This window comes from Pseudomonas sp. lyk4-R2A-10 (assembly GCF_030209075.1).
In the GTDB taxonomy this organism is placed as follows: Bacteria; Pseudomonadota; Gammaproteobacteria; order Pseudomonadales; family Pseudomonadaceae; genus Aquipseudomonas; species Aquipseudomonas glycinae.
The window spans coordinates 17,071-40,196 of the sequence record NZ_JARVSR010000002.1 but is presented as its reverse complement, the minus strand read 5'-3'; the positions used below and the strand labels follow the sequence as shown (position 1 = coordinate 40,196).

Genomic DNA, 23,126 nt, shown 5'->3' with positions numbered 1-23,126 from the left:
CTTAACCGCCAGTGTTTGCAGCCACCGGAGGATGTCGGGCGGTGATATCGAACAGCGTGTAGGACAGCGTCAGGTGCTTCACGTCCTTGGGCATGTCGCGGTCAACGATGAAACGCACCGGCATCTCGATCTGCTGACCGGGCTGCAGCACCTGCTGGGTAAAGCAAAAGCATTCGGTCTTGTGGAAGTACGCCGCCGCATTGCTCGGCGCGATGCTCGGTACGGCTTGCGCGCTCATCGGCTTGTCAGTGGGATTGCGGGCGATGAAGATCATCTCGTTCACCGCGCCGGGGTTGGCCGTCAGTTCGTCATGCTTGGGGTAGAAATCCCAAGGCATGTCGGCGGTGTTGGTCGACAGAAACTGCACCCGCACCTGCCGCGAGGCATCGACGGTCTGCTCGCCTTCGTATTGCCCGGCGGTCTTGCCGTTGATACCGAACGCCTTGCACATCACGTCGTAGATCGGCACCAGGGCAAAACCGAAGACGAACATCGCCACCACCACGCCGAGCAGTCGGGTGACCAGCTTCTTCATCGAAATCGAGTCAGCCATGGTGGCGGCCCTCAACGGCTACAGGGTTCATTTCACTTCCGGCGGCGTGGTGAAGGTGTGATACGGCGCCGGTGACGGCACGCTCCATTCCAGACCTTCGGCGCCATCCCACGGTTTGGCCGGTGCCGGCTCGCCGCCACGGATGGTCTTGATCACGATGAACAGGAAGAAGATCTGCGTGGCGCCGAACATGAACGCGCCGATCGACGAGACCATGTTGAAGTCGGCGAACTGCAGGTTGTAGTCCGGAATCCGTCGGGGCATGCCCGCCAGTCCCACGAAGTGCATCGGGAAGAACGTCAGGTTCATGCCGACGAAGGACAGCCAGAAGTGCAGCTTGCCCAGGGTTTCGTCGTACATGTGGCCGGTCCATTTCGGTAGCCAGTAATAGGCCGACGCGAAGATCCCGAAGATCGCCCCCGGCACCAGCACGTAGTGGAAGTGCGCGACCACGAAGTAGGTGTCCTGGTACTGGAAGTCGGCCGGGGCGATGGCCAGCATCAGCCCGGAGAAACCGCCGATGGAGAACAGGATCACGAACGCCACGGCAAACAGCATCGGTGTCTCGAAGGTCATCGAACCCTGCCACATGGTGCTGGCCCAGTTGAACACCTTCACCCCGGTCGGCACCGCGATCAGCATCGTCGCGTACATGAAGAACAACTCGCCCACCAGCGGGATGCCCACCACGAACATGTGGTGCGCCCAGACGATGAACGACAGGAACGCGATGCTCGCCGTGGCGTAGACCATCGAGGTGTAGCCGAACAGCGGCTTGCGCGAGAAGGTCGGGATGATCTGGCTGACGGCACCGAAGGCCGGCAGGATCATGATGTACACCTCGGGGTGGCCGAAGAACCAGAACACATGCTGGAACAGCACCGGGTCACCGCCACCGGCGGCACTGAAGAAGCTGGTGCCGAAGTGGATGTCCATCAGCATCATCGTCACGCACCCGGCCAGCACCGGCATCACCGCGATCAGCAGGAACGCGGTGATCAGCCAGGTCCAGACGAACAGCGGCATTTTCATCAGGGTCATGCCGGGGGCGCGCAGGTTGAGGATTGTGGCGATCACGTTGATCGCGCCCATGATCGAACTGATCCCCATCAAGTGGATGGCGAAGATGAAGAACGTCACGCTTTCCGGGGCATAGGTGGTGGACAATGGCGCGTAGAACGTCCAGCCGAAGTTCGGCCCGCCACCGGCGGTGAACAGGGTCGAGACCAGCAGCAGAAACGCCGCCGGCAGCAGCCAGAAGCTGAAGTTGTTCATCCGCGGCAGGGCCATGTCCGGTGCGCCGACCATCAACGGGATCATCCAGTTGGCGAGGCCGACGAACGCCGGCATCACCGCACCGAACACCATCACCAGACCATGCATGGTGGTCATCTGGTTGAAGAATGCCGGTTCGACGATCTGCAGGCCGGGCTGGAACAGCTCGGCGCGGATCACCATGGCGAACGAGCCGCCGAGCAGGAACATGCAGAACGCAAACCACAGGTACAGCGTGCCGATGTCCTTGTGGTTGGTGGTCAGCACCCAGCGCATCAGGCCTTTGGCGGGGCCGTGGGCGTGGTCGTGGTCGGCATGACCGTGGTCATCGATGACAGCGCTCATGGCCGGTCTCCTTCAAGTGAGTGGACTGGGCAGGCCGAGGCGCAGGGCCCCGACCGGTTCACGAAGTACGCAATAGACCGGCTCATTTGCTTTCCGCCTGTTTCAGCTCCAGCACTTCTTTTGGCGTGACCATGTCGCCCTTGTTGTTGCCCCAGGCGTTACGTTCGTAGGTCACGACCGCTGCGATATCGACTTCCGAGAGCTGCTTGCCGAACGCCGCCATCGCGGTGCCGGGTTTGCCGTGGAAGACAATGCTCAGGTGCGCCTCTTTCGGGCCGGTGGCGATTTTCGAGCCTTTGAGGGCCGGGAACATCGGCGGCAGGCCCTGGCCTTCAGCCTGGTGACAGGCGACGCAGGTGGTGTGGTAGATCTTGTCGCCACGTTCTTTGAGCTCGTCGAGAGTCCATTCCTTGCTGGTCAGCTCCTTGAGCTGCAACGCTTCGGCCTTGCGCTCGGCGAGCCATTTTTCGTAGTCGGCCTTCTCCTTGACGTCGACCACGATCGGCATGAAGCCGTGGTCCTTGCCGCACAGCTCGGCGCACTGGCCACGGTAGAGGCCGGGCTTGTCGATGCGGGTCCAGGCTTCGTTGACGAACCCGGGAATCGCATCGCGCTTGACCGCGAAGGCCGGCACCCACCAGGAGTGGATCACGTCGGCGGAGGTCACGAGGAAGCGCACCTTGGCGCCGGTCGGCAGCACCAGCGGCTTGTCGACCTCGAGCAGGTAGTGCTCGCCCTTGGCTTCCTTGTTGTGGATCTGCTCGGCGGGCGTGGCCAGGTTGCTGAAGAACTCGACGTCCTGGCCCAGGTATTTGTAGTGCCACTTCCACTGATAACCGGTGATCTGGATATCGATATCCGGCTCACTGGTGTCGTACATCTTGATCAGGGTCGCGGTCGCCGGAACGGCCATCGCCACCAGGATCAGCAGCGGGACGACGGTCCAGAGAATTTCGACGGTGGTGCTTTCGTGGAATTTTGCGGCGACCTGCCCGGTAGAACGGCGGTGCACCATCATCGACCAGAACATGGCGCCGAAGACGATGATCCCGATCACCACACAGATCCAGAAAATGGTCATGTGCAGGTCGAATACTGCGTGACTGATTTCAGTCGCTCCAGGCGCCATATTCACAGTCCAGGCAGCGTGCGCCGGGCTGAAAATCGACCACAACAGGAGGCCCATCCAGACGTGTGGATGTCGCATCATTGCGGGTTCCCCTTATCGTTCTTGTTATCCCGCCGGCTTTCGCCTGCGGCAAGGGAGCGGCTGCATCAGACTACGAACTTGAATCGCCGGGCCTTGCTGCGGGTGCAGTCGGGCGTCATCAGCTAACTCCATTCAATGGCGAGTATAGACAGCGGCTGAAAAATGCAATGTGCGGACGTAAATCGTATGAAACAGCTGGCACTTGCGTTCCAGGGCACGAATGGAGAAGGATGCAGACAAGTGTTGGCAAACCGATATAACGCCGGTGCATCAAGGATGAAATAATTATGACAAATGCGTCTTAGCATTTTTCGTAAGCCAGCTAAGTTATGTCTTCCCTATTTCATTGCCTTGTTTCCTGGAGTTTTCATGAACACCGCCGCATTGCGCGAGCAGATCCACATAGCCCGACAACACGAGATTGAAACCGGAAAGCTGACCCGTCAGCTGGAAGCCCAACTGCAACACCTGCACCCGGCCATCCAGTTGCCGGAAACCGACGCCAACGGCGTGCTGACGCGTTTTGTCGCCGCCTACATCGACGAAGTGCCAGACCTGCTGGATGCAGCCAATGAAGTCGCCAGGGAAGCGGGAATCGAGTCGCAGATCAAACCGGTGCTGAAAATCGCCGAGCAGTACTTCCTCCAGCCACCCGTGGGCCTGGACAGTCTGCTGGACGAAGCCTATCTGGCGCACCGTTTTGTCGAAGAGGTCAACGACCTGTACATCAAGCATTTCGGCCAGCCACTGATCCCCTTGGACATGACGGTCGCCAATCTGATTGCTCACCAGTTGATCGGTGAGGAGTTTGCCAACCAACTCGACGAAGTGGTGCATCACGCGGTGGACAGCATGCTCGACGACGACAGCTTTGCGCTGGAGTCGGTGGAAGCCTACCGCGAGAAACTCAGCAGCCCGGACACCGGTGCGGCGTGGAAACGCTGGCCGTGCATGAGCCGCCGTCTGGGCGTGGGCCTGGAGCTGGATCAGCCTGCTGCTTGATCTCTGCGCAAACGATTGGGGGAACAGATTGCTCTGTTCCCCCAGTGTTTTCAGCCCGCCGCACCGATCCCGGTGGTGGTGCGGATCCGCCCCTCGAGCCGTCGCTTCAAACCGCGAGACTCGATCAACAGTTTCGCCCCCTTGGCCGCATTCGCCCGGCCCCACTCTTCGAGCAGTTCCAGACACGAATGGTCGATGTAGCTCAGGTTGTTGAGCGGCACATGCACCGTCGTGCCCGGCGGAATGCTGCCCAGCACCTGAGTCAGTGCCGGCACTTTGAGGAACGTCGCGGCGCCCACCAGACGCAACTCCATTTCCCCTTCCTGCGGCAGATCGATCAGGCTGATTTTCAGGCGCGAGGCCTTGAACGCCAGTTTCAACAAAGTCAGGCCGAAACCGATCAATACGCCCGTCAACAGGTCGGTGAAGATGATCGCCAGCGCCGTGGCGGCGTAGGTGAACATCGGCATCCGGCCATAACGCCCCAGACCACGGAACGCCTTGAGATTCACCAGTTTGAAACCGGTGTAGACCAGAACACCCGCCAGACTCGCCACCGGAATGCTCTGCAGCAGGCTCGACAGCAACAGCACGAACGCCAGCAGCCACAGGCCATGGAAAATCGTTGAGTAGCGTGTGGTGGCGCCGGCCTGGACGTTGGCCGAACTGCGCACGATCACCCCGGTCATCGGCAGCGCGCCGACCAGACCGCAGAGCATGTTGCCGACACCTTGCGCCGACAGCTCACGGTCGAAATCCGAACGTGGGCCGCTGTGCATGCGATCCACCGCCGCGGCGGACAGCAGGGTTTCGGCGCTGGCGATGAAGGCCACGGCGAACGCGGCGATCAGCAGCGTTGGATCGGCGAGACTGAGCAGGTCCGCTGGTTTCAGCCAGTCGATGGCTTCGGCGAGATTCTCAGGCACTTCAACTCGTTTCACTTGCAACGCCAACAGCAGGCTGGCGCCTGTCGCCAGGCCGACACCGAGCAGCGCGCCCGGAATAAAGCGCAGCGAATGCGGGCGGAATTTCTCCCACAGCCACATCACAGCTATGGTAGACAGCCCGAGCAACCCGGCCTGCCAGCCAAAGGACGGCAAGGCCTGCGCCACTGCGCCGGGGAATGCCGTGAGGTTGTCGAGGCCGGAGGGTTTCGGTGACGCATCGAGCATCACATGCACTTGCGAGAGCACGATCAGCACGCCAATCCCCGCGAGCATGCCGTATACCACCGCTGGCGCCGTCACCCGGAACCAGCAACCGAGCTTCAGGCGTCCGGCCACCAGTTGCAGAAAACCGGCGAGCAGCAGGATCGGCCCGAGCATTTCGATGCCGTGCTGGCGCACCAGCTCGAACACCAGCACCGCCAGACCCGCCGCCGGCCCGCTGACCTGCAACGGCGACCCCGCCAGCCAGCCCACCACCAGACCGCCGATGATCCCGGTGATCAGGCCTTTGGCCGGCGGCAGCCCTGACGCAATGGCAATGCCCATGCACAGCGGCAACGCGACCAGAAACACAACCACTGAAGCGAGCAGCTCCCGTGGCAACACAGCTTTCAATTGAGCCGCACGCATGGCGATACTCCCGAAGTTTTCTTCAGGCGTGGCAAGGCCTGGCCGCTGAAACAGCGGCCGGCGTCAAACCACACGGATTTTTAGGAGGATTTAGAAGCGCGCTTTGGGCGTCGCCACCGGAATCGGATGGCTGCCGTCGAGCGGCAGGAAGCAACCCTGATCCGCGTCGTAAGCTTTGATTTCGCTGGTTTCGATGTTGTAGACCCAGCCATGGATGAACAGATGACCGTTCGCCATGCGCGAGGCTACCGAAGGATGGGTACGCAAGTGCTGCAGTTGGGCGATGACGTTCTCCTCAGTGAGGATCGGCATGCTTTCTTTTTCGTCGGCGCAGTTGCAGTTGTCATGCACCATGGTTTTCGCGACTTCGGCGTGGCGCAGCCAGGCTTTGACCGTCGGCATCTTTTCCAGGCTGTCCGGGTTGAGCACCGCGCGCATGGCGCCGCAGTCGGAGTGGCCGCAAATGATGATGTGCTGCACGCCGAGGGCCAGAACCGCGTATTCGATGGCGGTGGAAACGCCGCCGTTCATCTGGCCGTAGGGTGGCACAACGTTGCCGACGTTACGGGTCACGAACAGATCGCCGGGCGAACTCTGGGTGATCAGTTCAGGAACGATGCGCGAATCGGCGCAGGTGATGAACATCGCCCGTGGCGACTGTGCCGTGGCGAGTTTCTTGAAGAGTTCTTCCTGCTGCGGAAAGACCTCATGATGAAAATGCAAAAAGCCGTCAACGATACGCTTCAACGCTGCATCGGCGGATTCCGCCACAGGGGCGGCTTGCGCCGACGCAGCCAACGGCTGTTTATCCTTGTCACTCATGATTCATCCTCATTGGCGGATTCGGGGAGTCGTTCCCGTGTATTCCGGTGTGAAGCCAGTGGCTGTTTAGAACATCCGGGTCATCCCGACCCGTCAGTCACTCGATGAACAAGGTAACCGCCGAAACTTAACTCAAACTGAATCAAGCGCTCTAGAACGTGTGTTCCAGGTCACAAAAAACGTGACCGGGGTAAACCGGTCAAGCATTACTTCCTCTCAACCATAGGCCAATTGACCCTAAATCAGCGCCATCTGGCGACCCGGTGGACAGAAGGCCGTGCAATCGAGGTTGAAACCTTCGCGGTGATTGAGCCCCAGGCGCTTGATCGCTTTGGCGAAGCGCTGGGCGAGCAGATCGGCGAACGGACCCTCGCCGCGCATCCGGGCACCGAAACGGCTGTCGTACAGCTCGCCGCCACGGCTCTGGCGGATCAGGCTCAACACATGCGCCGCACGTTGCGGGTAGTGCGCCTCAAGCCATTCCTCGAACAGCGGCGCCACTTCCAGCGGCAGGCGCAGCATCATGTAGGCCGCGCTCTGGGCGCCGGCCGCGTGGGCCTCGGTCAGCAGGCTTTCGATTTCGCTGTCGTTGATCATCGGAATCATCGGCGAACACAGCACACCGACCGGAATCCCCGCCTCGCGCATGACCCGGATCGCCCGCAACCGGGCCTTGGGCGCTGCAGCGCGGGGTTCGAGAATGCGTTTGAGCTCGTCGTCCAGGGTGGTCAGGCTGATCATCACCGCCACCAGCCGTTGTTGCGCCAGTTCGGTGAGCAGGTCGAGGTCGCGCAGGATCAGCGAGCCCTTGGTGACGATGGTCACCGGGTGCCGGTAGCGCAGCAGCACTTCCAGGGTCTGGCGGGTGATTTTGTGTTCGCGTTCGATCGGCTGATAGGGATCGGTGTTGGAGCCGAGATTGATCGGCGCGCATTGATAGCCTTTTTTCCCCAGCTGTTCTTCCAGTAGCTGTGCCGCGTTGGTTTTGGCGATCAGTTTGGTTTCGAAATCCAGCCCCGGCGACATGTCCCAATAGGCGTGGCTGGGACGTGCGTAGCAATAAATGCAGCCATGCTCGCAGCCGCGATAGGGATTGATCGAGCGGTCGAAGGGCAGGTCCGGCGAGGTGTTGCGGGTGATGATGGTCTTTGCCGTCTCAAAGCTGACTTCGGTGCCTTGGGTCAAAGGCACTTCCTGAAACCAGCCGTCATCCTCGGCCACCGAGCGACTCGGCGCGAAGCGGTTGTGCGGGTTGGTGGCGGTGCCGCGACCGCGCGGAGGAAGAGGGGTGGACATGGCAGTGCCTCGATACTGTTTATATATACAGTATCGAGGCGCTGTCGATCTGACCAGTGCCGTTTGGCGAACAGTCAGTTGTGCTGTGTCACCTGGCCGAGGTCATCGTTCGAGGTTTGCTTCATATCGTCCTTGCGCAATTCGGCGACATCAGCGGCCTTGACGGGCGCGCCCTTGTTGCCCCAACTGCCACGGATGAAGCTCACGACATCCGCCACTTCCTGATCCGACAGGCGCCAGGCGAAACCGGGCATGGTGAAGGTGGACGGTGCCGCGTGCGTCGCCGGCAGCGTTCCACCCTTGAGCACGATGTGGATCAGCGAAGTCGGGTCGTCCGATTGCAGCACCGGATTGCCTGCCAGCGCCGGGAACACCCGGGTGTAGCCATGGCCGTCCGTGCGGTGGCACGCCGCACAGTTGTCGATGTAGACCGACGCACCGCGCTGACTGTCGTCACCGTTCCACAAGGCCTTGGCAGCTTTTTCGTCGTACTGGTGCGGCTGGTCGGCAGGGTCATTGGCCGGCAGCGATTTCAGGTAACGAGCAATCGCGGTCAGGTCGGCGTCGGTCATGTATTGCATGCTGTGGGTGACCACGTCGCTCATGCCACCGAACACCGCACTGCGGTCGCTGCGCCCGGTCTTGAGGAACTGCACCAGTTGTTCTTCGCTCCAGCTGCCGAGACCGTCCTTGTGGTCGCCGCGCAGGCTCTTGGCGATCCAGCCTTCCAGCGGCGCACTGCCTGACAGAAAACTGCTGCCTTCGGCTGCGCTCAGGGATTTTTCCTGCATGGTCAAGGCCCGTGGCGTATGGCAGGCGCCGCAATGTCCGAGGCCTTCCACCAGATATGCCCCACGGCTGACGACGGCATCGTCCGACGCGGGTTTGTAGTCCTCGACCTTTGGCGTGAACAGCCAGCGCCAGCCCATCAGCGGCCAGCGCATGCTCAATGGCCACGGGATGTCACTGGCCTTGTTCTCTTGCGCCACCGGTGCAACGCCATGCATGAAGTAGGCGTAGAGCGCCCGCATGTCGGTTTCGCTGACACGGGCGTAGGACGGGTACGGCATCGCCGGGTACAGGGTCGTGCCGTTTTTGGCCACGCCATGGCGCACGGCCTGGTCGAAGTCCTCGAAACTGTAGTCACCGACACCGGTTTTATCCGGGGTGATGTTGGTTGAGTAAATTGTGCCGATCGGGGTTTCCATCGGCAGGCCACCGGCGAACGGCTTGCCATCCTTGGCCGTGTGGCAGGCCACGCAGTCGCCGGCACGGGCGAGGTATTCGCCTTGTTTGATCAGGGATTGATCAATTTCGGCGCCGTGAGCGGGCGTGCTGCCGAGCAGCGCGAGGGTCGCGATAACGAGAGTCTTCATGGTCATCGCTCCTTAAGCCTGAACCAGCGGGCCGGGGTTTTTCAGGTACTGCTCGCGAATCGCTTTCGCCGACCAGTAGGTCAACGCGGCGACCAGCCCGGTCGGGTTGTAACCCAGCCCTTGCGGGAATGCCGAGGCACCCGGAACGAATACGTTGTGCACGTCCCAGCTCTGCAGGTAGCGGTTCAGCGCGCTGGTCTTCGGATCGGTGCCCATGATCGCGCCACCGTTGAGGTGGGTGGTCTGGTACGAGGCGCTGTTGAAGTGGTCGCCGACTTTCTTGCCGATCACGGCAATGGCTTTCGGGCCCATGGCTTCGGCGATCTTGCCCATTTTCTCGACCATGAAGCGGTTCATCTTGATGTCGTTTTCCTGCCAGTCGAACGTCATCCGCAGCAGCGGCATGCCGTAGGCATCGCGGTACACCGGGTCCAGATCGAGGTAGTTGCCACGGTAGGACTGATGCGCGCCGTGGGCGTCCATCGACACCTGGTGGGTGTAGTAATCGGCGGTCGCGCGTTTCCACGCACTGCCCCAGGCCGGAGTACCGGGCGGGTTGGAGGTGCCGGCGATCGGTCGGCTGCCGGCCTGGTTGACCCACATCGGCGAGCCACCGACGAAACCGTGAGGCCCGTGGTCGAAGTTGTCGGCGTTGAAGTCATCCACCGCCACACCGTTGCCGCCGGCGCCGATGAAGTTGTTGGTGTGGGTGTCCTTGTCGAAGAACGCCTTGATCGTGGCCATGTTCTGGTAGGCGAAGTTGCGCCCAACCACGCCTTCTCCGCTGACCGGGTCGTAGGGTTTGCCGATGCCGGAGAGCAGCATCAGACGCACGTTGTGCAACTGGAATGCGCCGAGGATCACCAGGTCCGCCGGTTGTTCGATCTCGCGGCCCTGGCCGTCGACGTAGGTGACGCCGGTGGCTTTGGTTTTCGTACTGTCGAGGTTGACCCGCAGCACGTGGGCGTTGGGCCGCAGTTCGAAATTCGGCAGCGGCTTCAGCGCCGGCAGAATGTTCACGTTCGGCGACGCCTTGGAATACATGTAGCAAACGTAACCGCTGCAGAAACCGCAGAAGTTGCATGGTCCCATCTGCGCGCCGTAGGGGTTGGTGTACGGCCCTGAAGTATTGGCGGAAGGCAGGTTGTAGGGTTTGTAACCGACTTCGGTAGCCGCTTTGCCGAACAGCTGTGCGGAAACCGTGTTCTTCTGCGCTTCCAGCGGGAACGGGTTCGAGCGATCCGGTGCGTACGGGTTGCCGCCCTTGCCCTGGCCGACCAATTGGCCTTTCACGGTCCAGGCCTGGCCGGAGGTGCCGAAGACTTTTTCGGCGAAATCGAAGAACGGTTCCAGCTCTTCATAGCTGACGCCGAAGTCCTGGATGGTCATGTCCTTGGGGATGAAGCTTTTGCCGTAGCGCTCTTCGTAGTGGCTGCGCATGCGCAACTCGATCGGGTCGACCCGAAAGTGCACGCCCGACCAGTGCAGCCCGGCGCCGCCCACGCCATTGCCGGGCAGGAACGCGCCCAACTGGCGATTCGGCAGGGCGATGTCGTTGATGCTGTGGCGGATGGTGACGGTTTCCTTGGAAACGTCCTGGAAGAGTTTTTTCCGCACGCTGTAGGTGAGTTCGTCGATCACCTGTGGATAGTTGCCGTCCGGGTAGGTGTCCTGCATCGGCCCGCGTTCCAGCGCCAGCACGTTGAGGCCGGCCTCGGTCAGCTCCTTGGCCATGATCGCGCCTGTCCAGCCGAAACCGACGATCACTGCGTCGACCTTCTTCATTACCGTTGCCATGCTCACGCCCTCTCGCCGCGAATCGAAACTGCCGGGAAGGGGTATTGCTCGTTGCGTTCCACCCAATCCATGAAATCGGCGCGGGCGCCGGGGAAGCCGATCATGGTCCAGCCGACCATGCCTTTATTGCCGCCGTGGATCGGGTCGCAGAAGAACCCTTCCTTGGTGTTCTGCAGCAGCAGACTGAAGAAAACCTTCGCCGGAACCGCTTCGAATTGCGGTTTTCCGGCTTCAAGCTGCTTGAGCAGATCGTCTCGGGTAGCGCTGTCTTGCTCGGCAAATGTTTTACCGTTGATGGATTTTGCCCACTGATCCGTGGCGGCAATGCCGAGGCGATAGATCTCTTTTGGCACCAGTTTGCTCTGCCAGCCCATCTCGGGCGCAGCGTCGGCGTTGAATGGCCCTTGCATGTACCAGAGGGCACCGGCGGCGTACGGCGTGTTCATCTGACGGTCGATGTATTCCGGCACGCCGGCCTCGAGCGCACCTGGGCCTTGCGCATCGTTGGGGATCAATTGCGCGACGGCGGCATTGATGAACGCCCACTCTTCGGCAGTGAAGTAGCTCGGCTGATAAGTGCTGGCTTCAACGGCGGCCGTTTTCGCCGGCGCTGTGGCAGGCGCGCTTTCAGGCGCGGCTTGCAGCACCGTGCTGCCGAGACCGCTGCCGGCCAGAGTCACGACCGGAATCAGGGTCAGGGATTTGCGCAAAAACTCACGCCGCGGGTTGTCTCGATCTTCATCAGACATGGGGGTGCACCTCATCAGGCATTGATGGTTGTCAGCCGTTTCTGCGAACGGCTCAAGAATTTTCTGGCTGCGACGTGGCCGGAATGACCGGGGGAAAGGGGACGCGTCTGCAACATGATGTGACAAATGGTAGCAGGCTAAGCAACCGGATGAACCGATTCAGCCAAAAAAACAGCGCTTTTCGATCAAGGGAATCGCGATATTCACGATTCTTTTACAAGCGCCTCACAGGGATTTGACTGCGAAGCTCGCAAGCTGCGGCCTTCATTGACGAAACCCACACGGTCGCCGTAAAGCATGTTCCTGACGCGTTTTTCCTCCGTACTCTGTTTGTCGCTGCTTGCCCTGTTCGGCTGGACTTCAGCTCAAGCCGCGGACACTCTGGCTTCCCGTCCCGTCGAGTGGGCGCAACCGGTAGAAGTGCAATACAACCTGTTCCAGATGTCGCCCACGCTTTACCGCAGTGCACTCCCCGATGACGGCGCGGTGCCGTTGTTGAACAACCTGAAAGTGGCCACGGTCATCAACTTCCTGCCGGAAGCGGATTCCAGCTGGCTGAAAGCCCCCGGTATCCATCAGGTGCAATTGCCCTATCGCACCAATCACGTGGACGACAGTGATGTGCTCAAGACCCTGCGTGCCATTCAGTCCGCCGAGGCCGATGGCCCGGTGTTGATGCACTGCAAGCACGGTTCCGATCGCACCGGCCTGATGGCGGCGATGTACCGGATCGTCGTGCAGGGCTGGAGCAAGGAAGACGCCCTGAACGAAATGACTCAGGGCGGCTTTGGTGAAAGTGGTCACTTCCGCGACAGCGTGCGCTACGTGATGCAGGCCGATGTCGATAAGTTGCGCACCGCGCTGGCCAATGGCGATTGCAGCACCAGCGCGTTTGCCACGTGCTCGATGAAGAGCTGGTTTCAGACGGTCAATCTGAAGTAATCCTTCCGGCCTCCCCATTTACGAGGCCGGCGACCGGCCGGCCGATGAACGCTTCAACCGCATCCAGGAGCGGACGCCCCGCACCCGGTGTAAAGAACGTTGCGCGAAACTCACGACCGGTTTGCGCATTGAACACCCAGTCCCGGCTGAAGCGCTTGAACGCTTCCTGAGCCAGCACGCCCGACCAGACGTAGGCATAAACCGAGGCGTCGTATTGGGTCACCATGTAATCGAATCCATTGGCGAAGCGGTGATCGTCCGGCAGTTGCAGATGACCCAGGCTGCGCTGCACATCGGTGCAAGTCTCCTCGACCGAGCGCCCATCGCCGTGGGTCAGGTGCAGCTCGAAATCGATCATTGCCCCCATCAGCAACAAGGCCTGTTGCCGGGCGGAATGGGCCTGACTGGCTGACAATGCCGCGTCGACCCTTGCTGCGCTCAAGCGTTTGCCCGTCTGAAAATGAGCACCCAGCCACAGCAAAAACTCACGCGACAGACACCACTGCTCGAACAATTGCCCGGAAAACTCCGCCGCTTCATGGCCCAATTGAAGGATGCCGGACAGGCTGTGATGGGGCGAGCGCGTCAGCACGTGCTGGAGGCAATGGCCGAATTCATGAAACAGCACCCGCAGATCGTGGAGCTCGAGCCGGCACGGATGGGTATCGCTGGCCGGTGTGAAATTGCTGTAGAGCAGGGCAATCGGCAGCGCCGGGCGGCCTTCGGCATTGATCCGGCGGTTGCGCAGCGTGAAGGTGCCGGGGAAATCCGCAGCGCCATCGCGGTGAAACGGATCGAGGTAGATGTAGCCGATGACCTGCTCATGCTCGCTGATTTCCAGCAGGCGCACATCGTCGTGCAAGTGCCCACCGCCGGATTGCTCGACGATGCGGATCCCGAACATTCGTTCGCAAAACAGCAAGAGCCTGCGCAGGGTGCCCTCGAGCGGGAAGTAATCCCGCAGGTTTTCAAGCGCACCGGGAAACTGCTGCTGGCGCCATTGTTCGGCGAGGAAGTCTTCATCCCACGGCTGGACCCGGTCGATCCCGCGTTGCTGCGCGAAGTCTGTCAGTTGTTCTGAATCCTGCGCGAGGGTAGGTGCCAGTTGCGCCGCCTGACGCTGTAGAAAACCACTAACCCATGCCGTTGTCCCGGCGCTGTTTTTGGCAAGACTCAGTTGCGCGGCGTTTTCATGACCGAGCAAACGGGCTTTCTGCTGGCGCAAGGCGAGCAGCTTCTTCAGTACCGGGGCGTTGTCGAAGCGGCCGGCCAGCGGCCCTCGATCGGAGGCACGGGTCATGTAGGCCACATAGCATTCCTCCCGCAAGGCGCGGTTCTCGGCGTATTTGAGGATGTGCTGGAAGGTGTTCTGGTCCAGGCGGATCAACCAGCCGTCATGGCCGGTCTGGCGTGCGGCGAGTGCCAGCCGATCCTTCATCGCCGGCGGCAGGCCCGTAAGCAGTGCCACATCGTCAACACGTTTGCTCCACGCCTCGGCCCAGCGCTCGAGGTTGTCCAGAAATACGAATTCCAAGCCTCCGATCTCGCGGTTCAACCGCGCCAGCTCCTGCTGCTGTTCAGTGGGAAGCTCAATGCCCGACTGCTTGAATCGGCGCAGAATTCGCGACAGTGCGATGTTGCGCGCCTCATCGAAACTGCCGGCGATCGAGCTCTGCGCCAAACGCTGATAGGTCTCGTACAACCGGCGATTGTGGGCTTTTTCAGAGCGATACTGATTGATCGCCAGATGCGCCTTGGCGCTTTCCACGAGCCAGACCGGATCGTCGGATCTGACCATCGACAACGTTTCGAGAATCGAGCGGACTTCGCCGAGGCGCGCGTCGGCCTCGTCGATGCTCAGCACCAGATCATCCCAGCCGGGATGTTCGGTCTGACTGGCGATCACCTGGGCGATGATGCGTCGGTTATCGGCAATGATGCTGTTGACGGCCGGCAGTAAATGCTCGGCGTGAATCGCTGGCCACGGTGGCAGCGTCCAGTGTTGCAGGAGGGGATTGGTGTCGGGCATGGCAGCTTCCTTCGAGGCGTGGCGCAAAAGGCCAGCCTACGAAGCAAGTGCGGGGGACAGGTGGTAAGCCAATACCACCTTCCACCGACGAATCGTGGAAGGTGGTTCTGGATCAGTGCTGCTCGTCGGGCTTTTTCTTCAGCTTCGGATTCGGGAAGAACTGCACCGCCTGAACCGTTTTGTCCGGAGCCGGCTTGAGCGCGCTGGTATTGACCCGCGTGCCCAGTTCTTTCGGTACCGACAGCCCTTGGGCATTGAGCGTGTCGCTGTAGCCGCACGCCACGCATTCACGGTGCGGGACATCGTCCTCGCTCCACATCATCAGTTTGTCCGGCTCGCTGCACGCCGGGCAGACCGCCCCGGCGATAAAGCGCTTTTTCGTCTTCACAGATGCCTCACTCATGCTGCCGCGTCCTCACTCAGGCCGCTGTGGCGCAAGAGTGCGTCAATCGATGGCTCACGGCCACGGAAGTCGACGAACAGCACCATCGGCTCCTGCGAGCCGCCGCGGGCGAGGATTGCTTCGCGGAAGGCGCGACCGGTGTCGGCATTCAGCACGCCGTCTTCTTCGAACTTGGAGAAGGCATCTGCCGACAGCACTTCCGCCCATTTGTAGCTGTAGTAACCCGCCGCGTAACCGCCGGCGAAGATGTGCGCGAAGCTGTTCGGGAAGCGGTTGTAGGCCGGAGGTCGCATTACCGAGACTTCGTTGCGTACGCCTTCCAGCACTTGCGCGACGCTGCGGCCGTCACCGTGGGTGGCGTGCAGTTCGAAGTCGAACAGCGAGAACTCCAGCTGACGCACCATCATCAGGCCGGACTGGAAGTTCTTCGCCGCGAGCATTTTTTCCAGCAGATCCTGCGGCAGCGGCTCGCCGGTTTCGTAGTGGCCGGAAATCAGCGCGAGGCCTTCCGGCTCCCAGCACCAGTTTTCCATGAACTGGCTCGGCAGCTCGACCGCGTCCCACGCCACGCCGTTGATGCCCGATACGCCTGCATGCTCGACGCGAGTCAGCAGGTGATGCAGGCCATGGCCGAATTCGTGGAACAGGGTGGTCACTTCATCGTGGGTCAGCAGTGCAGGTTTGCCGCTGTCGGCCGGGGTGAAGTTGCACACCAGATTGGCCACCGGGCTTTGCAGCACGCCGTCGACAGTGCGACGACGGTCGCGGGCGCCGTCCATCCAGGCACCGCCACGCTTGTTGGGGCGGGCGTAGAGGTCGAAGAAGAAGCGGCCGACGTGCTGACCGTTTTCCTTGATCTCGAACAGGCGAACGTCCGGATGCCAGGTGTCGAAGCCTTTCAGTTCGGCGATTTCGATGCCGTACAGGCGCTGAACGATGGTGAACAGACCACCCAGCACTTTGTCGATCGGGAAGTACGCGCGCAGGGTTTCCTGAGCGACGCTGTAACGCTGTTCACGGAGTTTTTCACCGTAGAAACCGCTGTCCCAGCTTTGCAGATCGGCGCAGCCCTGCTCGGCGGCGTAAGCCTTGAGCTGTTGCAGATCCTGGGCGGCGAACGGTTTGCTGCGCTTGGCCAGGTCGCGCAGGAAGCTCAGCACCTGATCACTGGACTCGGCCATTTTGGTGGCCAGGCTCAGTTCGGAGAAGCTGGAGAAACCGAGCAGTTTGGCCAGTTCCTGACGCAGGTCGAGGATTTCGCCCATCACCGGGCCATTGTCGTTCTGGCCGGCGTTCGGGCCTTGATCCGACGCACGGGTGCAGTAGGCGGCGTAGACTTCTTCGCGCAGCGCACGGTCCTGGGCGTAGGTCATCACCGCGTAGTAGCTCGGGAATTCCAGGGTGATCAGCCAGCCGTCGAGGCCTTTGGCCTGTGCCGCAGCAGCCATCTGCGCCTTGGCCGAGTCGGTCAGGCCGGCGAGGGCGGCTTCGTCAGTCAGGTGCTTGGTCCAGGCCTGGGTGGCGTCGAGCAACTGGTTGGAGAAGCGGCTGCCCAGCTCGGACAGCTTGCTCTGCACTTCGGCGTAGCGCTTCTGCTCGGCTTCCGGCAGGTCGATGCCCGACAGGCGGAAATCGCGCAGGGCGTGTTCCAGAATGGTTTTTTGCGCCACGTCGAAACCGGCGGCTGCCGGGCTGTTGGCCAGGGCTTCATAGGCCTGGAACAGTTCGCGGTTCTGGCCCATTTCGGTGGAGTAGGCGCTCAATGCCGGCAGGCACGACTCGTAGGCTTCACGCAGTTCGGCGCTGTTGCACACGGCATTGAGGTGGCTGACCGGACTCCAGGCAGCGCCCAGGCGATCATTGAGTTCGTCCATCGCCAGCACCAGCCCGGCCCAGGTCGGGTTCTGGCCTTGGGTCTTGAGGATTTCGGCGATGGCGGCGCGGTTGTCGGCCAGGATGGTTTCGATGGCCGGCTGCACGTGTTCGGCACGGATCGCGGAGAACGGCGGCAGGTCGTAGGACTGCAGAAGAGGGTTGTTCACGCTCACGGTTGGCACCTTGGCTGGAAGAAACATGCGCCCATCTTAATTACAATCGACACCCACCGCAGCTATCGGCGACAGAGAGAGAACTAATCGTGTCCCTTCGCAAGTACCAGAATCACACCCCACGCTTGGGCCAAGGCGCTTTTGTCGACGGCTCGGCGGTGGTGATCGGCGACGTCGAAATCGGCGAAGATAGCTCCGTGTGGCCGCTGACCGTGATCCGTGGCGACATGCACCGCATCCGTATCGGCGCGCGCACCAGCGTGCAGGACGGCTGCGTGTTGCACATTACCCACGCCGGCCCGTTCAACCCGGACGGCTTCCCGCTCCTGATCGGCGATGACGTGACCATCGCCCACAAGGTCATGCTGCACGGCTGCACCGTCGGCAGCCGCGTGTTGATCGGCATGGGCAGCATCGTCATGGACGGCGCGGTGGTCGAGGACGACGTGATCATCGGCGCCGGCAGCCTGGTGCCACCGGGCAAGCATCTGGAAAGCGGCTTTCTGTACGTCGGCAGTCCGGTGAAACAGATCCGCCAGCTGACCGACAAGGAAAACGCCTTTTTCACCTACAGCGCGGCGAACTACGTGAAGCTCAAGGACCTGCATCTGGCTGAAGGCTACGACCAGCTCTGACTTTTCTTTCTACCGCCCGGGATTTTTCATGCATTACCAGACCGTACTGTTCGACCTTGACGGCACCCTCACCGACCCGCGTGAGGGCATCACCCGTTCCATCCAGTTCGCCTTGAGCAAACTCGGCATCGACGAGCCGGATCTGACCAGACTGGAACACTTCATCGGCCCGCCGCTGTTGCAAGCGTTCATGCAGTTTTATGGTTTCGACGAAGCCAAGGCTTGGGAGGCGGTGAATTACTACCGCGAGCGCTTCAAGGTTACCGGCCTGTACGAGAACCGGGTGTTCGACGGCGTCACGCCGTTGTTGGAAACCCTGGGCAGCCAGGGCCGGCAGTTGTATATCGCGACGTCGAAGCCTTGGGTGTTCGCCCGGGAAATCGCCCGGCACTTTGATTTCGCCAAACACTTCAAGGTGATCTACGGCAGCGAACTGGACGGCACCCGTACCAACAAGGTCGAGCTGATTGCCCACCTGATCGCCGAGGAAAGACTGGACCCGGCCAGTACGTTGATGATCGGTGACCGCAAACACGACCTGATCGGTGCTCGCAGCAACGGTCTGGACGCGGCGGCCGTGGGTTACGGTTTTGGCAGCCATGAAGAGCTGAGCGCTGAAGCACCGGCGTATCACTTCGAGACGCTGGCGGAGCTGCATCAGGCGTTTTTGCAGCGCTGATCGTCAATCCGGGCGAAGGGCAGCCAGCTCACGCAGTGCTGCCTTGCGCTTGTCCGCCGGCAATTTACCCAGCTGTTCGACCCGCGCATAAAACTGCGGCCAATCTCCCTTCACTTGCCCGAACAACGCCGCAAACGCCGGTACCCATTGGTCATATAGCCCGAACGGCAACAGCCGTGCGTTGTTCAACGGCGCATTGACCCAGGCGTCATAACGTTTGTCTCCGGCCCACTGGCCATCGCGCATCATTCGGTAGTCGTGTCGAAACCGTTCGAACTCCGCCGCCTTGCGTTCGCGCATCTGCGCTGTCGCCAATGGTTGTGCATAGAGTTTTTCAAGGCGTGAACGGGTATCGAGGATCAACTGAATGAATTGATCGCGCTGCTTGAGCTTCGAGTCGTTTTCCGGGGGCAAGCCGCGAAACGCTCGCCACTGCCGCGTACCTTCCTGCTCGACGAAGGTCGCGAAGGACTCGTTGAACTCGGTGTCGTCCTTCACATAGAAACGCTGGTGGGCCAGTTCATGGAAGATCAGCGTCGCCAGACGCTCGTCGCCCCAGCCCATCATCGAATTGAGGATCGGGTCGTTGAACCAGCCGAGGGTCGAGTAGGCCTCGACGCCGCCGATCGACACGTCCATGCCTTGCAGGCGCTGAATCGCAGCTTCGCCCCGCGCCGCGCTCTGGCTGTAATAGCCGCGGTAGGCCACGCAACCGGCAATCGGGAAGCAATGGTTCTGCGGGCTCAGGGAAAACTCCGGGGTGGCGAACACATTCCACACGACAAACGGCCGACCGATATCGGCGTAAAGGCGATAGCTTTGGTTGTCCGGCAGGTGCAGGTGTTCGCTGGCGAAGGCCCGGGCTTTCTGGGATTGGGCCAGGTGAGTGCGCAGCTTGGCATCGCGAGCCGGGTCTGCGATCACCTTGGCCACCGGCTCCCGCGCCCGCAAAAGCTGCAGCTGACCGCTGGCCAGCTGGCCGTAATAGCTCAGGCTTGAGCAACCGTTGAGCAACAAAATCATCACACCCGGAAACAAAACCCGCAAAACGCGATCAAGTAACCCATGGCTTGGAAGCGGCCTGATCAAAATAAGAAATCCCCCGGAAAGTCTGCCCAAGACTATCCCGCCCATTGGAGCTCCGCTATGCGCATGTTGATACTGACAGGAAGCGTGCTGACGCTGGCCGGTTGTGCCGGATTCGGAATGCCGACCCCTGACCCCTCGCAAGCCTGGATCGATCTGGATGCCCGGCAACAGGACACGGCGCTCCAGGCGCTGGAAGTCGACAACAAGGCTTCCGTCGATCATCGTTACTTCGAAGTGCAGCCCGGCAGCCATGAGCTGAGGGTGCGTTATCAATTTCCGGTCGAGGCGACCAACATCGGCCCGGATGCCGAGCCGCTATGGCGTGATTGTCAGTTGAGCGTGAAATTCAAGGATTTCAACGCCGGCCAGCGTTATCAGTTGCAGGCGGGAAGCATCGGTTTCCGCCCGTGGGCCAAACTCTACGATCAACAACGCAACGTGGTGGGCCAGGGCACGCCGGCAGGCTGCCAGCGAACCTGATCGGCGTTATGCTGGATGTCCGAACTCACGGACATTCATCATGCGCACGTTGATGCTGTTGCTCGCCGCCGGCCTGCTCGCCGGTTGCCAGACACCATTGCCCCCCGCCGATCCGAACATGGCCTGGGTCGAATTCTCCACGCCGTCCCCGGGCGGTAAGTTGCTGATGGCCGAGCGTCTCGACAACCAGCGGCTGACTGACGGGCGTTTCTTCCAGGTAACGCCCGGCAGCCACGAGTTGCGGGTGCGCTTCGATTTTGAAGTGTTCGGGGGAGGTGGCAGCCTGATGACCGGCCCGGTGGAGCGCCTGTGCTACCTGACCATCCGCTACGATCATTTCGAAGCAGGGCAGCGTTACAGGCTGGAAGGCCGCTCGCTGGCGTTCACCCCGAGTGCCCGCCTTTACAACGACAAGCGGGAAATCGTCGCCGAGGATCGCGAAGTCAACTGCATCATCTGAGACGTATCAGCGGTCGTTCTTTTGATAGATGATGGCTTTGGTGCCGTAGTCGCAGGTGCCGACGATCATGGCGACGTCGTGTTTTTCAGCCTCCTCTTTGGAGACTATCTCCAGGGTGTAGGAGGGCACGGCATTCGCCTGAATCTTGATTTCGATCTCTTGCTTGAGTTCTTCGCAGTCTTTGGGCGCTGCGAAGGCCGACGTTGCCAGCACGCCACAGATAACCGCCAAGGCAAAACGTTTCATGGTTGAAGCTCCATCTAAGCAGCGCGCATGAAGATGCGCGAAAGCTGCTGTCACTTATTCGACCACATTTTTGCCTGGCGGGTTCTGATTCGGCTCAAGCGATTGAATCGTCTTAACTCACTAGCGAAGCGTCCAGGCTGATCTTCGCATTCAGCACCTTGGACACCGGGCAACCTTCCTTGGCCTTGTTGCTCAGCTCCTCGAACTGCGCCTGGGTCGCTCCCGGAATTTTTGCCTTGAGAATCAGTTTCACTGCAGTGATCGCAAAGCCGCCGTCCACCTGATCCAGAGTGACCTCAGCCTGAGTGTCGATGCTGTCGGCCTTGAGCCCGGCGTCACCGAGAATCATCGAGAACGCCATGGAGAAACAGCCCGCATGGGCAGCGCCGATCAGTTCTTCCGGATTGGTACCCTTGCCGCCTTCGAAGCGCGCCTTGAAGCCGTAGGGTGCTTCACGCAGGACGCCGGTTTCGGTGGAAATCGAGCCGATGCCGGTTTTCAGGTCACCTTCCCAATGCGCGGATGCCTTCTTCACGATAGCCATGTGTGCCTCCTTCAATTCGGGCGCGAAACGCCGCGCCGTCGTGGTTTTTGCCTGCAAGGCTTCTGAGGATAGACGTTGGAACAAAGTTCAGCCCAAGTGAATCGTTGACTTTTTTAGTAGGAAATTTCGGATCGGCTATTGAAACTCGGGTATATGCCCTCATTGCATAGAACACGCTTATGAATTGGGCAGGTTTGCGTTCGCCAAGAACACACCTGCGCCCTCAATCGGAGATGCAGGTTTATGAAGCAACTGTCCGACGTAAAGTTTTCCACCCTCGATCTGGTGCCGGTGCGCGAGAACGGCAGCCCGGCCCAGTCGCTGCGCAACTCGCTGGATCTGGCACAGCACGTCGAGAAGTTCGGCTACACCCGGTTCTGGGTCGCCGAGCACCACAACATGGATGGGATCGCCAGTTCTGCCACCTCGGTGTTGCTGGGCTATCTGGCCGGCGGCACGTCGACCATCCGGGTCGGCTCCGGTGGCGTGATGCTGCCCAACCATGCGCCGCTGGTGATCGCCGAGCAGTTTGGCACTCTTGAAAGCCTCTATCCGGGTCGGATCGACCTCGGCCTAGGCCGTGCACCGGGTTCCGATCAGATGACTGCCCGTGCCCTGCGCCGCGAGCGCTCCGGCAGCGCCGATGATTTCCCGGAAGACGTGGCTGAACTGGCGCGCTTTCTCGGGCCGCGCACCCCTGATCAGCGCGTGATCGCGATGCCGGGCACCGGCACCAATGTACCGATCTGGCTGCTCGGCTCGAGTCTGTTCAGTGCGCAACTGGCCGGCGAGCGCGGTTTGCCCTACGCCTTCGCCTCGCATTTCGCTCCGCGCTTCATGCACGAGGCGATTCGCGTCTACCGCAATCACTTCAAGCCGTCAGCGGTACTCGATAAGCCGTACGTGATGCTCGGCGTGCCGCTGGTGGCCGCGGACACTGATGAACAGGCCGACTACCTGGCGACCTCGGTGTACCAACGAATCCTCGCGCTGATGCGTGGGCAAAGTCTGGTGCAGCGTCCGCCGGTAAAAACCATGGACGGCCTGTGGTTGCCCCACGAGCGTGAGGCGGTGGGGGATTTCCTCGGTCTGGCGATGGTCGGCAGTCCGCAGAAAATCCGCGCGAAACTCGAAGTGCTGATCGAACAGACCCAGGCTGATGAGCTGATCTTCACCTGCGACCTGTACGAACACGCCGACCGTCTGCACTCCTACGAGCTGCTGGCGCAGGTGATGAAGGGCTGAGCCCGATTGCCGTTCAGAAAAAAGCCGACGCATTGCGTCGGCTTTTGTTTTTCCGGCGTGATCAGCCGCGCTTGTAGACGATTTCCTTCGCACCGCCCTCGCACTTGCCGACGACCCTGCCGCCAGCTGCAGCACCTTTATCGACGATCTCCAGCGAATACCCGGAAACGCCCTTGGCATCGAGTTTGGCCGCAATTTCTGCCTTCAGTTCTTCACAAGGCTTGCCGGCAGCAAACGCACCACCCGCAAGGCTCAACAAACCTACTGCCAATATCAACTTCTTCATCGGTCGCACTCCCTGGTCGGATTAATTAAGGCGGGCAT

Annotated in this window: 23 protein-coding genes; 7 read left to right on the top strand and 16 right to left on the bottom strand. The window is 60.9% G+C overall.

What is annotated here, in order from left to right; genetic code table 11:
- Position 1: 1 nt before the first annotated feature.
- From QRN46_RS02415 to coxB, 3 genes are all read right to left on the bottom strand, one after another.
- The gene (locus tag QRN46_RS02415) at positions 2–553 is read right to left on the bottom strand and encodes a cytochrome c oxidase assembly protein (protein WP_011331799.1); all 552 of its coding nucleotides are present in this window, start codon (positions 551–553) and stop codon (positions 2–4) included.
- A 27-nt stretch (positions 554–580) separates the two neighbouring features.
- On the bottom strand, positions 581–2,173 hold the full coding sequence (gene ctaD / locus QRN46_RS02410; RefSeq protein WP_011331800.1) for a cytochrome c oxidase subunit I: 1,593 nt from the start codon (positions 2,171–2,173) through the stop codon (positions 581–583).
- An 82-nt stretch (positions 2,174–2,255) separates the two neighbouring features.
- On the bottom strand, positions 2,256–3,383 hold the full coding sequence (gene coxB, locus QRN46_RS02405; RefSeq protein ID WP_085653896.1) for a cytochrome c oxidase subunit II: 1,128 nt from the start codon (positions 3,381–3,383) through the stop codon (positions 2,256–2,258).
- A gap of 369 nt (positions 3,384–3,752) precedes the next feature.
- Between coxB and QRN46_RS02400 the strand changes: the two genes are divergently transcribed.
- Complete coding sequence (locus QRN46_RS02400) at positions 3,753–4,385, top strand: hypothetical protein (protein WP_129973324.1); 633 nt, start codon at positions 3,753–3,755, stop codon at positions 4,383–4,385.
- Between the two features lie 50 nt (positions 4,386–4,435).
- Here the strand turns inward: QRN46_RS02400 and QRN46_RS02395 are convergent, their stop codons facing one another.
- The 6 genes from QRN46_RS02395 to QRN46_RS02370 form a co-directional block, all read right to left on the bottom strand.
- A complete protein-coding gene (locus QRN46_RS02395) occupies positions 4,436–5,962 on the bottom strand; it encodes a SulP family inorganic anion transporter (protein WP_285354238.1) in 1,527 nt (508 codons plus the stop codon).
- Between the two features lie 90 nt (positions 5,963–6,052).
- A complete protein-coding gene (locus QRN46_RS02390; RefSeq protein ID WP_064592510.1) occupies positions 6,053–6,784 on the bottom strand; it encodes a carbonic anhydrase in 732 nt (243 codons plus the stop codon).
- 237 nt (positions 6,785–7,021) lie between these two features.
- Positions 7,022–8,080, bottom strand: a complete 1,059-nt coding sequence (locus tag QRN46_RS02385; protein ID WP_201819620.1) for a PA0069 family radical SAM protein — start codon at positions 8,078–8,080, stop codon at positions 7,022–7,024.
- 74 nt (positions 8,081–8,154) lie between these two features.
- Complete coding sequence (locus QRN46_RS02380; protein WP_285354237.1) at positions 8,155–9,456, bottom strand: c-type cytochrome; 1,302 nt, start codon at positions 9,454–9,456, stop codon at positions 8,155–8,157.
- A 12-nt stretch (positions 9,457–9,468) separates the two neighbouring features.
- Positions 9,469–11,253: a GMC family oxidoreductase gene (locus tag QRN46_RS02375; protein ID WP_085613564.1), complete on the bottom strand. Its 1,785-nt coding sequence runs from the start codon at positions 11,251–11,253 to the stop codon at positions 9,469–9,471.
- A gap of 2 nt (positions 11,254–11,255) precedes the next feature.
- Positions 11,256–12,002, bottom strand: coding sequence for a gluconate 2-dehydrogenase subunit 3 family protein (locus QRN46_RS02370; RefSeq protein WP_285354236.1), 747 nt, complete (start codon positions 12,000–12,002; stop codon positions 11,256–11,258).
- Positions 12,003–12,299: 297 nt separating this feature from the next.
- Here QRN46_RS02370 and QRN46_RS02365 point away from each other — a divergent pair, with 297 nt between their 5' ends.
- Entirely contained in the window at positions 12,300–12,944 is a 645-nt protein-coding gene (locus tag QRN46_RS02365; RefSeq protein ID WP_285354235.1) for a phosphatase domain-containing protein, read from the top strand.
- On the opposite strand, the gene QRN46_RS02360 is transcribed toward QRN46_RS02365, so the two are convergent.
- From QRN46_RS02360 to prlC, 3 genes are all read right to left on the bottom strand, one after another.
- Positions 12,931–14,973, bottom strand: coding sequence for a M3 family metallopeptidase (locus QRN46_RS02360; protein WP_285354234.1), 2,043 nt, complete (start codon positions 14,971–14,973; stop codon positions 12,931–12,933). The genes QRN46_RS02365 and QRN46_RS02360 overlap by 14 nt on opposite strands.
- Before the next feature lie 112 nt (positions 14,974–15,085).
- Positions 15,086–15,376 carry a YheV family putative zinc ribbon protein gene (locus QRN46_RS02355; RefSeq protein WP_197869021.1) on the bottom strand — a complete coding sequence of 97 codons (291 nt, stop codon included), beginning with the start codon at positions 15,374–15,376 and terminating at the stop codon, positions 15,086–15,088.
- The gene (gene prlC / locus QRN46_RS02350; RefSeq protein WP_285354233.1) at positions 15,373–17,451 is read right to left on the bottom strand and encodes an oligopeptidase A; all 2,079 of its coding nucleotides are present in this window, start codon (positions 17,449–17,451) and stop codon (positions 15,373–15,375) included. Before prlC ends, QRN46_RS02355 begins: the two co-directional genes overlap by 4 nt.
- Before the next feature lie 62 nt (positions 17,452–17,513).
- Here prlC and QRN46_RS02345 point away from each other — a divergent pair, with 62 nt between their 5' ends.
- Positions 17,514–18,059: a gamma carbonic anhydrase family protein gene (locus tag QRN46_RS02345; protein ID WP_011331812.1), complete on the top strand. Its 546-nt coding sequence runs from the start codon at positions 17,514–17,516 to the stop codon at positions 18,057–18,059.
- Between the two features lie 28 nt (positions 18,060–18,087).
- A complete protein-coding gene (locus QRN46_RS02340) occupies positions 18,088–18,738 on the top strand; it encodes an HAD family hydrolase (protein WP_011331813.1) in 651 nt (216 codons plus the stop codon).
- A 3-nt stretch (positions 18,739–18,741) separates the two neighbouring features.
- Here the strand turns inward: QRN46_RS02340 and QRN46_RS02335 are convergent, their stop codons facing one another.
- Positions 18,742–19,827, bottom strand: a complete 1,086-nt coding sequence (locus tag QRN46_RS02335) for an aminopeptidase (RefSeq protein WP_041475096.1) — start codon at positions 19,825–19,827, stop codon at positions 18,742–18,744.
- A 57-nt stretch (positions 19,828–19,884) separates the two neighbouring features.
- Between QRN46_RS02335 and QRN46_RS02330 the strand changes: the two genes are divergently transcribed.
- Together QRN46_RS02330 and QRN46_RS02325 are read left to right on the top strand one after the other, a co-directional pair.
- Complete coding sequence (locus QRN46_RS02330) at positions 19,885–20,307, top strand: PA0061/PA0062 family lipoprotein (RefSeq protein WP_011331815.1); 423 nt, start codon at positions 19,885–19,887, stop codon at positions 20,305–20,307.
- 40 nt (positions 20,308–20,347) lie between these two features.
- A complete protein-coding gene (locus QRN46_RS02325) occupies positions 20,348–20,767 on the top strand; it encodes a PA0061/PA0062 family lipoprotein (protein ID WP_011331816.1) in 420 nt (139 codons plus the stop codon).
- Between the two features lie 6 nt (positions 20,768–20,773).
- On the opposite strand, the gene QRN46_RS02320 is transcribed toward QRN46_RS02325, so the two are convergent.
- A complete protein-coding gene (locus QRN46_RS02320; protein WP_221615857.1) occupies positions 20,774–21,013 on the bottom strand; it encodes a DUF1161 domain-containing protein in 240 nt (79 codons plus the stop codon).
- Between the two features lie 112 nt (positions 21,014–21,125).
- The gene (locus QRN46_RS02315) at positions 21,126–21,557 is read right to left on the bottom strand and encodes an OsmC family protein (RefSeq protein WP_011331817.1); all 432 of its coding nucleotides are present in this window, start codon (positions 21,555–21,557) and stop codon (positions 21,126–21,128) included.
- Between the two features lie 243 nt (positions 21,558–21,800).
- Between QRN46_RS02315 and QRN46_RS02310 the strand changes: the two genes are divergently transcribed.
- Entirely contained in the window at positions 21,801–22,802 is a 1,002-nt protein-coding gene (locus QRN46_RS02310; protein ID WP_039764807.1) for an LLM class flavin-dependent oxidoreductase, read from the top strand.
- Between the two features lie 61 nt (positions 22,803–22,863).
- Here the strand turns inward: QRN46_RS02310 and QRN46_RS02305 are convergent, their stop codons facing one another.
- Positions 22,864–23,088, bottom strand: coding sequence for a DUF1161 domain-containing protein (locus tag QRN46_RS02305; protein ID WP_221615858.1), 225 nt, complete (start codon positions 23,086–23,088; stop codon positions 22,864–22,866).
- Positions 23,089–23,126 lie beyond the last annotated feature (38 nt).

What these genes read in the sequence shown, in the direction of transcription:
- QRN46_RS02375 (WP_085613564.1), bottom strand. Translation starts at nt 11,253, where the DNA reads ATGGCAACGGTAATGAAGAAGGTCGACGCAGTGATCGTCGGTTTCGGC.
- QRN46_RS02310 (WP_039764807.1), top strand. Translation starts at nt 21,801, where the DNA reads ATGAAGCAACTGTCCGACGTAAAGTTTTCCACCCTCGATCTGGTGCCG.
- ctaD (WP_011331800.1), bottom strand. Translation starts at nt 2,173, where the DNA reads ATGAGCGCTGTCATCGATGACCACGGTCATGCCGACCACGACCACGCC.
- QRN46_RS02380 (WP_285354237.1), bottom strand. Translation starts at nt 9,456, where the DNA reads ATGAAGACTCTCGTTATCGCGACCCTCGCGCTGCTCGGCAGCACGCCC.
- QRN46_RS02325 (WP_011331816.1), top strand. Translation starts at nt 20,348, where the DNA reads ATGCGCACGTTGATGCTGTTGCTCGCCGCCGGCCTGCTCGCCGGTTGC.
- QRN46_RS02305 (WP_221615858.1), bottom strand. Translation starts at nt 23,088, where the DNA reads ATGAAGAAGTTGATATTGGCAGTAGGTTTGTTGAGCCTTGCGGGTGGT.
- QRN46_RS02395 (WP_285354238.1), bottom strand. Translation starts at nt 5,962, where the DNA reads ATGCGTGCGGCTCAATTGAAAGCTGTGTTGCCACGGGAGCTGCTCGCT.
- QRN46_RS02400 (WP_129973324.1), top strand. Translation starts at nt 3,753, where the DNA reads ATGAACACCGCCGCATTGCGCGAGCAGATCCACATAGCCCGACAACAC.
- prlC (WP_285354233.1), bottom strand. Translation starts at nt 17,451, where the DNA reads ATGTTTCTTCCAGCCAAGGTGCCAACCGTGAGCGTGAACAACCCTCTT.
- QRN46_RS02385 (WP_201819620.1), bottom strand. Translation starts at nt 8,080, where the DNA reads ATGTCCACCCCTCTTCCTCCGCGCGGTCGCGGCACCGCCACCAACCCG.
- QRN46_RS02315 (WP_011331817.1), bottom strand. Translation starts at nt 21,557, where the DNA reads ATGGCTATCGTGAAGAAGGCATCCGCGCATTGGGAAGGTGACCTGAAA.
- QRN46_RS02390 (WP_064592510.1), bottom strand. Translation starts at nt 6,784, where the DNA reads ATGAGTGACAAGGATAAACAGCCGTTGGCTGCGTCGGCGCAAGCCGCC.
- QRN46_RS02360 (WP_285354234.1), bottom strand. Translation starts at nt 14,973, where the DNA reads ATGCCCGACACCAATCCCCTCCTGCAACACTGGACGCTGCCACCGTGG.
- QRN46_RS02415 (WP_011331799.1), bottom strand. Translation starts at nt 553, where the DNA reads ATGGCTGACTCGATTTCGATGAAGAAGCTGGTCACCCGACTGCTCGGC.
- QRN46_RS02355 (WP_197869021.1), bottom strand. Translation starts at nt 15,376, where the DNA reads ATGAGTGAGGCATCTGTGAAGACGAAAAAGCGCTTTATCGCCGGGGCG.
- QRN46_RS02330 (WP_011331815.1), top strand. Translation starts at nt 19,885, where the DNA reads ATGCGCATGTTGATACTGACAGGAAGCGTGCTGACGCTGGCCGGTTGT.
- QRN46_RS02320 (WP_221615857.1), bottom strand. Translation starts at nt 21,013, where the DNA reads ATGAAACGTTTTGCCTTGGCGGTTATCTGTGGCGTGCTGGCAACGTCG.
- coxB (WP_085653896.1), bottom strand. Translation starts at nt 3,383, where the DNA reads ATGATGCGACATCCACACGTCTGGATGGGCCTCCTGTTGTGGTCGATT.
- QRN46_RS02370 (WP_285354236.1), bottom strand. Translation starts at nt 12,002, where the DNA reads ATGTCTGATGAAGATCGAGACAACCCGCGGCGTGAGTTTTTGCGCAAA.
- QRN46_RS02365 (WP_285354235.1), top strand. Translation starts at nt 12,300, where the DNA reads ATGTTCCTGACGCGTTTTTCCTCCGTACTCTGTTTGTCGCTGCTTGCC.
- QRN46_RS02340 (WP_011331813.1), top strand. Translation starts at nt 18,088, where the DNA reads ATGCATTACCAGACCGTACTGTTCGACCTTGACGGCACCCTCACCGAC.